Source organism: Pseudomonas veronii, from assembly GCF_002028325.1.
Classification (GTDB): domain Bacteria; phylum Pseudomonadota; class Gammaproteobacteria; order Pseudomonadales; family Pseudomonadaceae; genus Aquipseudomonas; species Aquipseudomonas veronii.
This window is the reverse complement of record NZ_CP018420.1, coordinates 940,691-953,506: the sequence shown is the minus strand read 5'-3', so window position 1 is coordinate 953,506 and position 12,816 is coordinate 940,691. Positions and strand designations below refer to the sequence as shown.

At 60.1% G+C, this 12,816-nt stretch carries 14 protein-coding genes and 4 tRNA genes; 8 read left to right on the top strand and 10 right to left on the bottom strand.

Annotated elements, in window-relative coordinates; translation table 11 throughout:
• Positions 1-26: 26 nt before the first annotated feature.
• Positions 27-440, bottom strand: coding sequence for a pilin (locus tag PverR02_RS04360; protein ID WP_079442840.1), 414 nt, complete (start codon positions 438-440; stop codon positions 27-29).
• Between the two features lie 201 nt (positions 441-641).
• Here PverR02_RS04360 and PverR02_RS04355 point away from each other — a divergent pair, with 201 nt between their 5' ends.
• Genes PverR02_RS04355 through yacG form a run of 4 tightly spaced genes read left to right on the top strand, consistent with a single transcriptional unit; the run spans position 642 to position 3,530 of the window.
• Complete coding sequence (locus PverR02_RS04355; RefSeq protein ID WP_079442839.1) at positions 642-1,850, top strand: type II secretion system F family protein; 1,209 nt, start codon at positions 642-644, stop codon at positions 1,848-1,850.
• Positions 1,847-2,713, top strand: coding sequence for a prepilin peptidase (locus PverR02_RS04350; RefSeq protein ID WP_079442838.1), 867 nt, complete (start codon positions 1,847-1,849; stop codon positions 2,711-2,713). Before PverR02_RS04355 ends, PverR02_RS04350 begins: the two co-directional genes overlap by 4 nt.
• Positions 2,710-3,333: a dephospho-CoA kinase gene (coaE, locus tag PverR02_RS04345; RefSeq protein ID WP_079442837.1), complete on the top strand. Its 624-nt coding sequence runs from the start codon at positions 2,710-2,712 to the stop codon at positions 3,331-3,333. Before PverR02_RS04350 ends, coaE begins: the two co-directional genes overlap by 4 nt.
• Positions 3,330-3,530: a DNA gyrase inhibitor YacG gene (gene yacG / locus PverR02_RS04340; RefSeq protein WP_017845472.1), complete on the top strand. Its 201-nt coding sequence runs from the start codon at positions 3,330-3,332 to the stop codon at positions 3,528-3,530. The genes coaE and yacG overlap by 4 nt, the downstream gene beginning before the upstream one ends.
• On the opposite strand, the gene PverR02_RS04335 is transcribed toward yacG, so the two are convergent.
• The 4 genes from PverR02_RS04335 to PverR02_RS04320 all read right to left on the bottom strand — a co-directional run bounded on the left by PverR02_RS04335 (position 3,527) and on the right by PverR02_RS04320 (position 5,893).
• The gene (locus PverR02_RS04335; RefSeq protein WP_003171680.1) at positions 3,527-3,742 is read right to left on the bottom strand and encodes a hypothetical protein; all 216 of its coding nucleotides are present in this window, start codon (positions 3,740-3,742) and stop codon (positions 3,527-3,529) included. The two genes, yacG and PverR02_RS04335, sit on opposite strands and share 4 nt — an antisense overlap.
• A gap of 76 nt (positions 3,743-3,818) precedes the next feature.
• Complete coding sequence (locus PverR02_RS04330) at positions 3,819-4,508, bottom strand: energy-coupling factor ABC transporter permease (protein ID WP_046384732.1); 690 nt, start codon at positions 4,506-4,508, stop codon at positions 3,819-3,821.
• Positions 4,505-4,972, bottom strand: a complete 468-nt coding sequence (locus PverR02_RS04325) for a hypothetical protein (protein WP_057005137.1) — start codon at positions 4,970-4,972, stop codon at positions 4,505-4,507. The genes PverR02_RS04330 and PverR02_RS04325 overlap by 4 nt, the downstream gene beginning before the upstream one ends.
• Positions 4,973-5,143: 171 nt before the next feature.
• Positions 5,144-5,893 (bottom strand): hydroxypyruvate isomerase family protein, encoded by a 750-nt coding sequence (locus PverR02_RS04320; RefSeq protein ID WP_079442836.1) that lies wholly within the window; start codon positions 5,891-5,893, stop codon positions 5,144-5,146.
• 167 nt (positions 5,894-6,060) lie between these two features.
• Between PverR02_RS04320 and PverR02_RS04315 the strand changes: the two genes are divergently transcribed.
• From PverR02_RS04315 to PverR02_RS04300, 4 genes are all read left to right on the top strand, one after another.
• Positions 6,061-6,963 (top strand): GntR family transcriptional regulator, encoded by a 903-nt coding sequence (locus PverR02_RS04315; protein WP_079442835.1) that lies wholly within the window; start codon positions 6,061-6,063, stop codon positions 6,961-6,963.
• A gap of 164 nt (positions 6,964-7,127) precedes the next feature.
• Positions 7,128-7,757 carry a DUF1780 domain-containing protein gene (locus PverR02_RS04310; RefSeq protein WP_017845475.1) on the top strand — a complete coding sequence of 210 codons (630 nt, stop codon included), beginning with the start codon at positions 7,128-7,130 and terminating at the stop codon, positions 7,755-7,757.
• A gap of 90 nt (positions 7,758-7,847) precedes the next feature.
• Positions 7,848-8,021, top strand: coding sequence for a DUF3094 family protein (locus PverR02_RS04305; protein ID WP_016976295.1), 174 nt, complete (start codon positions 7,848-7,850; stop codon positions 8,019-8,021).
• Between the two features lie 60 nt (positions 8,022-8,081).
• Complete coding sequence (locus PverR02_RS04300) at positions 8,082-9,380, top strand: NAD(P)/FAD-dependent oxidoreductase (RefSeq protein WP_017845476.1); 1,299 nt, start codon at positions 8,082-8,084, stop codon at positions 9,378-9,380.
• Between the two features lie 115 nt (positions 9,381-9,495).
• On the opposite strand, the gene PverR02_RS04295 is transcribed toward PverR02_RS04300, so the two are convergent.
• From PverR02_RS04295 to clpB, 5 genes are all read right to left on the bottom strand, one after another.
• A tRNA-Pro gene (locus PverR02_RS04295) sits at positions 9,496-9,572 on the bottom strand.
• 94 nt (positions 9,573-9,666) lie between these two features.
• Positions 9,667-9,742: transfer RNA gene (locus PverR02_RS04290), tRNA-Lys, on the bottom strand.
• 5 nt (positions 9,743-9,747) lie between these two features.
• Positions 9,748-9,824: transfer RNA gene (locus PverR02_RS04285), tRNA-Pro, on the bottom strand.
• 10 nt (positions 9,825-9,834) lie between these two features.
• Positions 9,835-9,910: transfer RNA gene (locus tag PverR02_RS04280), tRNA-Asn, on the bottom strand.
• A gap of 304 nt (positions 9,911-10,214) precedes the next feature.
• Positions 10,215-12,779, bottom strand: a complete 2,565-nt coding sequence (gene clpB, locus PverR02_RS04275) for an ATP-dependent chaperone ClpB (protein WP_017845477.1) — start codon at positions 12,777-12,779, stop codon at positions 10,215-10,217.
• Positions 12,780-12,816 lie beyond the last annotated feature (37 nt).

The following is a 12,816-nucleotide window of genomic DNA, read 5'->3' as shown; positions in this document are numbered from 1 at the left end:
TTACGTCCGTGCGCAGGGTTTGGCAGTCATGCCCCGTCGGCGCCACACCCTTTGGCGGCGTACTTGGCGTCTGCCGTCGTGGCGCATTTCCAGCCGGCGGTGGCGCTGCGCGTCAGGGTAATGGTCTTGCCCAGTACCGGTGCCGGGGCGTCGAGTATTTCGCAACTGATGGAACCGGCGCCGGTGGCGACATCCCCTGCCACATCGATCTTGCAATTGGCGGTCGGGCTGGTGCCACCGATCAATGCCACGGTTGGCACTGTGCCTTGGTTGAATACATCCTCGTAGCCGGCTTTCAACGCGGTGATTTCAGCCAGCCCGGCCGTGAACTTGGCCTTGGCCTGATGCGTGGTGTACATGGGCAAGCCAATGGTGGCCAAAATGCCGATGATTGCCACGACGATCAATAACTCGATCAAAGTAAAACCTTTCTGACGCATCACATTCCTCTCCAGAACAGAACCCATGACAAGGCGCGTCCTGCGCCCCGTATCGTGCAGCCGCGCCAGTGTACTCACCCGCGAGCGGCCAATCGCGTCCAAGACGCACAATCTGACATTTTATCGTTGAACGCCGAGCAATCCGAATCCGTCACCTGGCTACGCTATAAAGATTCGACGACCTGTGTGCGGAACAGAGACATGACCAACGCTGCCACGACATACGCCTGGGAAGGCATCAACCGCCAGGGACGCAGGGTGTCCGGGCAAACCGTCGGCCACGACCTCGCGCGGGTCAAGGCACAACTGCGCCAGCAAGGGATTTGCCCTGGCCGCGTGCGCAAACAATCCGCCGGCCTGCCAAGCCTCGCTGCGCCGATCAAACCGGCGGACATTGCCCTGTTCACCCGCCAACTGGCGACACTGCTGAAGGCCGGCATTGCCTTGCTGCAAGCCCTCGACGTGATCAGCGAAGGCTTCGACAACCGCCACATGTACAGGCTGGTAAAAGGCCTGAAACAGGAGATCGGCGCCGGGAATACCCTGGCGTCGGCCCTGCGCAAACAGCCGCGCTACTTCGATGACCTGTACTGCAACCTGGTGGCGGCGGGTGAGCAGGCCGGCGCCCTGGAAACCCTTCTGGAGCGGGTGGCGGATCACCTGGAAAAGAGCGAACGGCTCAAGGCCCGGATCAAGAAGGCCATGACCTACCCCATCGCGGTCATCGTGGTCGCCAGCCTCGTCAGCAGTCTCTTGCTGATCCATGTGGTGCCGCAATTCCAGAACCTGTTCACCAGCGTCGACAGCGAGTTGCCCGGTTTTACTCGGTACGTGATTGCCTTGTCCGAGTTCCTGCAACAAGCCTGGTGGATGCTGGCGCTCAGCCTGGGCGCGGGAGGTCTGGGGTTGCGCCGGGCCTATCGCGTATCGCCGGGTTTTCGTCATTGGCTGGATGCCGGTTTGTTGAAAGCGCCCCTGGCAGGCACACTGCTGAAAAAGTCGGCGGTCGCCCGCTACGCGCGCACGCTTTCAACTACGTTCGCGGCCGGAGTGCCTTTGGTGCAGGCCCTGGATTCAGTGGCCGCCGCTGCCGGCAACCAGCTATTCAAACAGGCTATCGAACATATGCGTCACGATGTATCCACAGGCATGCCGCTGAATCGGGCCATGGCCGCCAGCGGCCTGTTCCCTGGCATGGCGATCCAGATGACGGCGATTGGTGAAGAATCCGGCACCCTGGAGCACATGCTGGAAAAAGTCGCGAGCCACTATGAGTCGGACGTCGACACGCTGGTCGAGCAACTCACCAGCCTGATGGAACCGCTGATCATGGTGGTGCTCGGCGGGATTGTCGGCGCTTTGGTAATCGCCCTGTACCTGCCGGTCTTCCAACTCGGTACGGCATTTTGAGCCTGCTGTTGAGCCAGCAGCCGTGGGCCTTTGTCGCCATGGCAATGGTGCTGGGCTTGATCGTGGGCAGTTTCCTCAACGTGCTGGTGTGGCGCCTGCCGAAAATGCTTGAACGGGAATGGCGCGCACAGGCCCATGAAGTGCTCGGTTTGCCCGGCGACCCCGTCGGGCCGAGATACAACCTGATGCAGCCCAATTCCTGCTGCCCGCACTGCAATCAGCCGATTCGGCCGTGGGAAAACATCCCGCTGCTCAGCTTCCTGATGCTCCGGGGCCGCTGTGCCCATTGCCGCGAAGCGATCAGTACGCGTTATCCCTTGACCGAACTGGCGTGCGGGTTGATCTCGGCCGTGGTGGCCTGGCATTTCGGCTTTGGCTGGCAAGCGGGCGCAGTGATGCTGTTGAGCTGGGGCTTGTTGGCGATGAGCCTGATCGACGTCGACCACCAACTGCTGCCCGACGTGCTGGTCCTGCCGCTGTTGTGGCTGGGGCTGATGCTTAACAGCGTCGAGCTGCTGGTGCCCCTGCCCGATGCACTGTGGGGTGCGGTGATCGGCTACATGAGCCTGTGGACGGTGTTCTGGCTGTTCAAGCTGGCCACCGGCAAGGACGGCATGGGCTACGGCGACTTCAAGTTGTTGGCGCTGCTCGGCGCCTGGGGTGGCTGGCAGATCCTGCCGATGACGCTGCTGATGTCATCGCTGGTGGGCGTGTGCGGCGGGCTGATCCTGCTGCGTCGGAGCAAGATCCAGGCGGCCACGCCGATGCCGTTTGGTCCCTATCTGGCAATTGCCGGCTGGATTGCCGTGCTCTGGGGTGGTCAAATAACCGACTTCTATTTGCAGTCTGTCGGTTTCAAATGACCACTCCTGTTGCAACACCCTGGATTCTTGGCCTTACGGGCGGCATCGGCAGCGGCAAGAGCGCCGCGGCCCAGCACTTCAGCGACCTCGGCGTAGACCTGGTAGACGCCGATCACGCCGCGCGCTGGGTGGTCGAACCCGGCCGGCCGGCGCTCGCCAGCATTGTCGAACACTTCGGTGCCGGCGTGCTGCAGCCCGACGGCCAGTTGGACCGCGCCGCATTGCGCAAGTTGATCTTTGAAGTGCCGCAAGAACGCCGCTGGCTGGAAGCCTTGCTGCACCCGTTGATTGGCGAAGAGATTCGCAACCACCTGGCGCGTGCGCGCTCGCCTTACGCGATCCTGGTGTCGCCGCTGCTGATCGAATCCGGCCAGCACAGCATGACCCAACGCATCCTGGTGATCGACGTGCCGCAATCCCTGCAGATTCAGCGTACCCTGCAGCGCGACGGCATCAGCGAACAACAGGTGCAGGCGATACTCAAGGCCCAGTCCAGCCGCGAAGACCGCCTGAGCCATGCCGATGACGTGCTGGTCAATGACCGCGACCTCACCTGGTTGCACAGCGAGGTCGAACGACTGCACCACTTTTACCTTACTTTGCGTGGAGGCCGATCATGAGCCAACCCTTGACCGTCGAATGCCCAACCTGCGGCGCACCCGTGGAATGGAAAGCGACCAACCTCAACCGGCCGTTCTGCTCGGACCGTTGCAAGCTCATCGACCTGGGTGCCTGGGCCGCTGAGGAACATAAGATCCCCGTGGCGCCGGACGCCGAAGACGAGCTGTTTTCCGAAGACCTGCCACCGCGCCATTAAGGCCGCATAAAGGCATATTCCTGCTGGTCGTCGAGGTTCTCTGCCAGGTATTGCAACTCGTCGGCCAGGTCTTCGAAACTGCGCACGCCCTTGCTCTGCTGCACCACCGCGCTGAGCATCGCGCGCAAGGTCAAGCCTGGATCAAAGCCGATTTCTTGTGCCGCGTCCTGGCTTCTGCGCAACTCCTGACGTGCCCATTCATACACACTCATGATCCGTGCTCCCATCTTGCTCAGGAAAAGTTTCGCAAAGCATGGGCCCGCCACGCTGGGCGCGATTTGATCTGAGTCAAGTCTGCGAATTGTCGTCTTTCCAGGGCGCCGAGAGGTAGCGCGTGCGGTTGAATGTCTCCAGCCATTCCGGGCAAAACACCACCAGGGCGCTGATGACCATGCCGTTGATGAAGGCCTCGGGGAAGATGATCAGCCACAGGTAACCGACAAAATCCTCCAGCCATTCCGGCATCGCGAAACGCCCGTCGAACCACAACACCCCCAGCCCGGCCAACAGGCAGAGCAACGCCGACAAAGCGGCGGCAAAAAAGCCGGAACAGAAGATGTAGACGAACGGATTGCGCGGTTGTGCCCGCTCGACAAGCACCGCGCAGGTTTCAGTGACCAGCACCGGCAGCACGACCAGCAGCAGGCCGTTGAGGCCCACGGCCGCCAGGTCCTGGCGACCCAGCAACAGCAAGCCCAACTGCGCGGCGAAACCGCCGACGATTGCCAGCGGCCAGTCGAGCAGCAGGGTCACGGCCGTCATGCCGATAAAGTGGTAGGAGACCCCGGTATCGAAGTCGCGCCTCACCAACCACAACATGAATAACGCGAACACGGTACCGAACAGCAAATGCTGGCGCCGCCGGTCAGCGAACAGCTCGACCCACGGCGAACGCATGATCGCCCACAACAGCACCGGCGCGTACAACAGCCAGCCGATGCCGAGGGTTCCCGGCGCCAGCACCGCGGCACTGATCACGGTTTCACCTGCTCCAGAGCCTCGCGCAGTTCAGCCGCAGAGCCGTACTCGTGGCGCGCTGTCAGCTTGCCGTTATTCAGTTGCAGCCACAGCACCTTATCCACAGGCGCGGGATAACGCGGAGCGATGCGTGCGTCCCGGTCCAGCATGACCCGGTAGTTGTAGGACTGCATGGCCGGCACCGCGAACAGCTTGGCGACCAGCCGAGGCATGCGCTGGATATCCGCGACAAACACCCCATGCCGCGCTTCGAGATAGCCTTTAGGCTGGCCTTGCAGGGCGGCGTCCACCAGCTTGGCGGCATCCATGCTGCGGGCCACCAACAGGACCTGTGCCTGGTCATCCAGGGTGTAGGCCTGATCGAACTGATCCAGCAGCGTCCAGGGCGCCACGCGCTCACCCACTTCAACCGCCTGGGCCCACACGGGCAACAGGCTCAACAACAGCACGGCGAAAAACTTCACTGCACACCTCATGCTTGGGAAAAAACCGAGTCGACAGTCTACACCGGGCTTTCTCCCTGGGACCTCCTGCAGTCTGAACGAATGCGGAAAAACCACAGCGCGGGCAGCAGGAGAACACTGAGCCTCAGGATGCTCTCGCCGCCCCTGGTTGCGCCTCCGACGCATCGCCAACTAAGCAGTGAACGGCTTGATCCAATCCAAGCTTTCAACCGTGACGCCGGTCGGGCGGTATTCACAGCCGATCCATCCCTGATAACCGCGCTGTTCTAATATGGTGAACAGCGCGCAGAAATCCATGCTCCCCGTGCCCGGCTGATGACGCCCCGGACAGTCGGCGATTTGCACATGCACGGTTCGTTCGTAAAACCGCGCCAGGACATCCGCCGCGTCTCCAGTCAGGCGCTGAGCGTGGTACAGATCAAGAATCAGCCCGACACTCGGGAACGTCTCCAGAACGTGCTGCGCCTTGCTGAAGTCGGACATGTAATAGCCCGGCATTTCCTGCGCGCAGATGACTTCGATCAATGGCCGCAAACCCTGGTCTTCAAAATACTTGACGGTGTATTCCAGGTTGCTCTCGTAGATGAGCGCCGCGTCATCCCGAGTGGTAATGCCCGACATGATGTGGACGTCCGAACAGCCCAGCGCCTTTGCATAGTTGGCGGCCTGGAGCAAGCCACTGCGAAAATCGCCTTCCTTGCCATGCACGGCCGCGATGCCTTTGGTCAGGCCCGCCGGAGCGGAAAATTGAATCAACGGCAAGTTGTGTTGAGCCAAATGATCTGCAAGCAGACTTGCGTCGAACTCATAAGGCGACGGGAACTCAACCGCACGAAAACCAGCGGCGGCGGCGGCTTCGATGCGTTGCAGGAATGGCAATTCATTGAATTGAAAGCCAAGGTGAGCGTTGAATTTCAGCATAAGGCAGGTATCCGTCCTGGAAAGGAGCTTTAAAAAGTTGTTCCACAAGTTCCTGCGTCTTCGGCGCAGATACTCGGCACTGCCGGGTATGGTATTTTCCCACCCCAGTTCGATGTGGCCCTGCCCCGACAGGCACGGACTGACGCCGACCATTCAAGAGAGAGCCTGTGATCAAGAAAGACCTTGCCTTGCAGCTGGCACCGAAGGTCATCGGCATGGTTCGCGCCCGCTCGATGCGGGCCGGCGAGCCATTGCGCGAGCAGACGTTCGCTCAAGCGCTGGGCGTTTCGCGCTCGCCTATCCGACGAGTGTTTGCCTTGCTTGCCGAGTGGGATCTTGCGACTCAAGAACCCAATCGCGGCTACTTTCTGAAGCAAGACGCTGGGGATATCCAGGAGTCCGCATTCCCTCTGGCCAGCGACCCTTTCGAAGACTTTTATCTTCGCGTAGTCGACGATATTTTGGCTGGTGAAATACCCGCCCAGTTTTTCGAAGCCCAACTGTTGCGGCGTTACGACGTGCCTCGAGGGCAATTGCTCAAGGTATTGAACCGACTGGCTGGCGAAGCCATGGTGGAGCGCAAACCGGGGCAAGGATGGGAGCTCAAAGACTTCGTGCATAGCACGACGGCTCACATCCAGAGCTACCGTTTCCGCATGGCTATCGAGCCGGCGGCCCTGCTCGAACCCGGCTATCAGGTCAACCAAACCGCATTTGCCCAAGCCAGGCAGCAACAACAGGCCCTGATCGACGGGGGCATCAACACGCTGTCCCGCGCCCAACTGTTCCAAATCGGCGCCCAGTTCCACGAAGTGATCGTGCAGTGCTCGGGGAATGTCTTTTTCATGGATGCTCTCCGCCAGCAGAACCAGCTCCGGCGCTTCATGAGCTACAAAGCGAACGTCGATCGCAGTCGCCTTGTGACGCAATGCCAGGAGCACATCCATTTGCTCAACCTCATCGAGTCCGGTCGCCGCGAAGAAGCCGCGCAATTTCTCTGGAGGCACCTGGACGAAGTGGGCCGGCTCAAAACTCATCAGGGCATCCTGCCAAAAAATGATGGGATCTAGAGAGCACCGCTGGCATCGATGAACCGCGCGCGCTCTGAAATTCGCACATCAGCTTAGCATGATTGTTCCTTACGATAACAAAATACAAAATGGCGAACGACAGACTTTATTTTTTCGCGACGGCGTATGTTTTTAAGATCACATTTGGGCGCTAAGCTGCACGCATGGATGACTCAGATTATTTGCGCCTGCTCACCGTGGCAGCCGAACAAGCCAATGCGTTCCTGTCCAATGCCCGTAAATGGGAGCGTGAGCGTTGGGTCTGCCAGCGCCTGCTGCAAGGCTTGAACGTGCCGTACCGCGCCGAAGAGTTTCATGCCGCCGGGCAAGAACCGCCGGACGTGCTGTTTCGTGACGCCAGTTTCGAAGTGTTTTTCGTGCTGGACGAAGGACGCCGTCTGAACGATGAGTGGCGCGACGAATTGCTGCGTCGACGCAGTGCGTTTTCCCTCAGCCAACTGGTCAGGCGCGAAGCCAAGCCGCGGCGGATTCCGGCCCATGAATTCCTGCTGCGCCTGGCGCCGACCCTGCGCAAAAAAGCGCACAACTACAAAGAACGCGGGATGGACCTGGGCGAGCTGGATATCGTCGCCTTCGCCAGCCTCAAGCGCGAGGTGCTGGACCTCAACAGTCATTTCCCACCGCCCACCGAATACTTGCGCCAGGGCTGGCGCTCGCTGTCGCTGGTGGGGCCGACGTTTGCCCGGGTACTGTTCGCCCACCCGGACGCGCCGGATTTCTTGCGCAACAATCTGGGGCGCAGCATCGTGTTCGACGTGGGCATCAGCCTGTGACGCGAGCACAGGCTACGCTTATGGCGATACCGCCAACCCCCTGACTGTAACGTGGCGCCCTTTTGCAACGTCTACCTGACGAGGCCTTATATGACCAGCCGCCTGAACCCCGACGACCAACAGCATGTCGAAGAGTACCTGCAACTCTCCCAGAACCGAGTCGAGCGCAAGCCTTTCCGGCCGTGGCTGCTCCTTGGTGTGGTGCTGGTGGTGGTGATCGGGCTCGGCCTGCTGAGCCGCCTTTTGAGTTACCTGACGCTATGAGCTGCCTGGCGCTCGCGGGGGTAACCGCTCCGATTTCTTTTAGCCTTGCGAGATATCCCCATGACCCATCGTATTATTATCGTCGGCGGCGGCGCCGGCGGCCTGGAGTTGGCTACCCGCCTGGGTAAGACTCTGGGCAAGCGCGGCACCGCCAGCATCACGCTGGTGGACACCAACCTGACCCATATCTGGAAACCGCTGCTGCACGAAGTGGCCGCCGGCTCGCTGAACTCTTCGGAAGACGAACTCAATTATGTCGCCCAGGCCAAATGGAACCACTTCGAGTTCCAGCTGGGGCGCATGAGCGGGCTCGACCGTGAACAGAAGAAAATCCAACTGGCCGCGACCCTCGACGAAGAAGGCCGCGAACTGGTGCCTGCGCGCGTACTGGGCTACGACAGCCTGGTGATTGCGGTCGGCAGTACCACCAACGACTTCGGCACCGAAGGCGCGGCGCAACACTGCCTGTTCCTCGACACGCGCAAACAGGCGGAGCGCTTCCATCAGCAGTTGCTCAACCACTACCTGCGCGCCCATGCAGGGCAAACCGACGTGGTGGAAAAGATCAGCGTGGCCATCGTCGGCGCTGGCGCCACCGGGGTTGAACTGGCGGCCGAACTGCATAACGCCGCCCATGAACTGGCAGCCTACGGGCTGGACCGGATCAAACCGGAAAACATGCACATCACCCTGATCGAAGCCGGCCCACGGGTCCTGCCTGCCCTGCCGGAGCGGATCGGCGGACCGGTGCATAAAACCCTGGAGAAGCTCGGCGTGACGGTGCTGACCAACTCGGCGGTCAGCGAAGTGACGGCCGACGCGCTGATCACCAGCAGCGGCCAAGTGATTCCGGCCAGCCTGAAAGTGTGGGCCGCCGGCATCCGTGCGCCCGCCTTCCTCAAGGACATCGACGGCCTGGAAACCAACCGCATCAATCAACTGCAGGTGCTGCCGACACTGCAAACCACCCGCGATGAAAACATCTTCGCCTTCGGTGACTGCGCCGCCTGCCCGCAACCCGGCACCGACCGCAACGTACCGCCACGCGCCCAGGCCGCGCACCAGCAGGCTTCATTGTTGGCCAAATCGTTGAAGCTGCGGATCGAAGGCAAGGACCTGCCATCGTACAAGTACACCGACTACGGCTCGCTGATCTCGCTGTCGCGCTTCTCGGCGGTGGGTAACCTGATGGGCAACCTCACAGGCAGCGTGATGCTGGAAGGCTGGTTGGCGCGGATGTTCTATGTGTCGCTGTACCGCATGCACCAGATGGCGCTGTATGGCGTCTTCCGCACGGCGATGCTGATGCTGGGCAGCCGGATTGGGCGCGGAACTGAGCCACGTCTCAAACTTCACTAAACACGCGGTCAATGTGGGAGGGGGCTTGCTCCCTCCCACATTGGTGTTGTGTTGGATTTGGGATAATTTCAGGCAAAAAAAATCCCCGTATCTTTCGATACGAGGATTTTTAATATGGTCGGGGTAAGGGGATTCGAACTCCTGACATCCTGCTCCCAAAGCAGGCGCGCTACCGGACTGCGCTATACCCCGGTAAAACAAAGGCGACCTCTCAGCCGCCTTCTTCGATCAGGGCTTTTGGCCGCTGATCTTAAGATCTGATTCCAGCGCTAACTGGTCTCAAAAATGGTGGGTCGTGTGGGATTCGAACCTACGACCAATTGGTTAAAAGCCAACTGCTCTACCAACTGAGCTAACGACCCAAAAATGGTCGGGGTAAGGGGATTCGAACTCCTGACATCCTGCTCCCAAAGCAGGCGCGCTACCGGACTGCGCTATACCCCGGTTTTGAAATTGGCTCCGTGACCAGGACTCGAACCTGGGACCCAATGATTAACAGTCATTTGCTCTACCGACTGAGCTATCACGGAACTACACATTTCAAATGTACAACTTTTACTGCGGTGTAACCTTCTCTTCGATGCGTCCGTATCGCTACGTTCGCGTCTCTGAGGCGCGCTATTCTACAATCTTAAAAACCCCTGTCAACCCTTTAAATTGCTTTTAAGACAATGATTTGCGCTTCTTTCTGATTTCTTCTTGGGGAGAAGAAACCCGTGGGCTGACGTTGCTGCGGGGCGCACTTTACAAGCCTTTGCCTTACAGTTCAACGCCCTATCGAAAAAAAAGGCCTCGCAACGCGAGGCCCTCTCTTTATAGCCCGACCGACCGAACTCAGTGGAAGACGATTTCGTCGTTTTCCACCGTGGCCTTGACGCTGGTGCCCGGCATAAAGCTGCCCGACAGAATCAACTGGGCCAGCGGGTTTTCGATCCAGCGCTGGATCGCACGCTTCAACGGCCGTGCGCCATACACCGGGTCGTAACCGACCGCGATCAGCTTGTCCAACGCCTCGGGGCTCAGCTCCAGCGCCAGCTCGCGCTCGGCCAGACGGCTGCGCAGGCGGCCCAACTGGATCTCGGTGATGCCCGCGATCTGATCCCGTGCCAAAGGCTCGAAGATCACCACTTCATCGACCCGGTTGATGAATTCCGGGCGGAAGTGCGTGGTCAGCGCATCCATCACCGCTGCGCGCTGGGCTTCACGATCGCCCACCAGTTCCTGGATCTGCACCGACCCCAGGTTGGAGGTCATCACGATCACCGTGTTGCGGAAATCCACAGTACGCCCGTGGCTGTCCGTCAGCCGGCCATCTTCCAGCACCTGCAGCAAGATGTTGAACACGTCCGGGTGGGCCTTCTCGACCTCATCCAGCAGGATCACCGAGTAGGGCTTGCGCCGTACCGCTTCGGTCAGGTAACCGCCTTCCTCGTAGCCTACGTAGCCCGGTGGCGCCCCGATCAGGCGAGCCACGGAATGTTTCTCCATGAACTCGGACATATCGATCCGCACCATGGCTTCTTCGGTGTCGAAGAGGAACTCGGCCAAGGCCTTGCACAACTCGGTCTTACCCACACCGGTCGGGCCGAGGAACATGAACGAGCCACTTGGGCGATTCGGGTCGGACAACCCGGCACGGGAACGCCGTACTGCGTTGGACACCGCCACCACCGCCTCTTCCTGGCCGATGACGCGCTGGTGCAACAGGCTTTCCATCTTCATCAGCTTGTCGCGCTCGCCTTCGAGCATTTTCGACACGGGGATACCGGTCCACTTCGAGACAACTTCGGCAATTTCTTCCTCGGTCACCTTGCTGCGCAGCAATTGGTTCTCGCTGTGACCATGCTGGTCGACCATCTGCAGGCTGCGTTCCAGGTCCGGGATCACCCCGTACTGCAACTCGGCCATGCGGTTCAGGTCGCCCTTACGGCGTGCGGTTTCCAGCTCCTGGCGCGACTGCTCGATCTTTTGCTGGATCTGTGCCGAACCCTGTACTTCGGCTTTTTCCGCGTTCCAGATTTCCTCGAGGTCCGAGTACTCGCGCTCCAGACGGAGGATTTCTTCCTGAAGTTTTTCCAGGCGTTTTTTCGCCGCTTCGTCCTCTTCTTTTTTCAGTGCCTGGGATTCGACTTTCAGTTGAATCAGGCGCCGATCCAGACGGTCGAGCACTTCCGGCTTGGAGTCGATCTCCATGCGGATACGGCTGGCCGCTTCGTCGATCAGGTCGATGGCCTTGTCGGGCAACTGCCGGTCGGTGATATAGCGATGGCTCAATTTCGCCGCCGCAATGATCGCGCCGTCAGTGATCGCTACCTTGTGGTGGACCTCATAGCGTTCTTTCAGGCCCCGCAGGATCGCGATGGTGTCTTCTTCGCTCGGCTCTTCTACCAGCACTTTCTGGAAGCGCCGCTCAAGGGCCGCATCCTTCTCGATGTACTGGCGGTATTCGTTGAGCGTGGTGGCACCCACGCAATGCAACTCACCCCGCGCCAAGGCAGGCTTGAGCATGTTGCCGGCGTCCATCGAGCCTTCGCCTTTACCGGCGCCGACCATGGTGTGCAACTCGTCGATAAACAGAATGATCTGCCCTTCCTGCTTCGACAGCTCGTTAAGCAGGGATTTGAGACGCTCTTCGAACTCGCCGCGGAATTTCGCGCCGGCGATCAGCGACCCCATGTCCAGGGACAGCAGGCGCTTGCCCTTGAGGCCGTCCGGCACTTCACCGTTGATGATGCGCTGGGCCAGGCCCTCGGCAATCGCGGTTTTACCCACGCCAGGCTCACCGATCAGCACCGGGTTGTTCTTGGTACGGCGCTGCAGGACCTGGATGGTGCGACGAATCTCGTCGTCACGGCCAATCACCGGGTCAAGCTTGCCTTCTTCGGCGCGCTTGGTCAGGTCGACAGTGTATTTATCCAGGGCCTGGCGCGACTCCTCGTGGTTGGGGTCGTTCACCGCTTCGCCGCCACGCAGGTTGTTGATGGCGTTTTCCAGGGCTTTTTTGCTGACGCCCTGGCCCAGCAACAATTTGCCGAGCTTGCTGTTTTCGTCCATGGCGGCGAGCAGCACCAGCTCGCTGGAGATGAACTGGTCGCCCTTCTGCTGGGCCAGACGGTCCGCTTGATTGAGCAGGCGCGCCAGGTCCTGGGACATATTCACGTCGCCGGTAGGATTCTGGATTTTCGGCAGTTGGTCGAGCTCTTTGCTCAACTCCTTGCGCAGGCTGTTGACGTCGAAGCCCACCTGCATCAGCAAGGGCTTGATAGAACCACCTTGCTGTTCCAGGAGCGCCTGCATCAAGTGCGCAGGCTCAATGGCCGGGTGGTCGAGGCCGACTGCCAGGGATTGGGAGTCCGATAAGGCCAATTGCAGTTTGCTGGTTAAACGATCAATACGCATTAGTCACCTTCCTTTTGAGCAGGCCGGAGCTACAAAC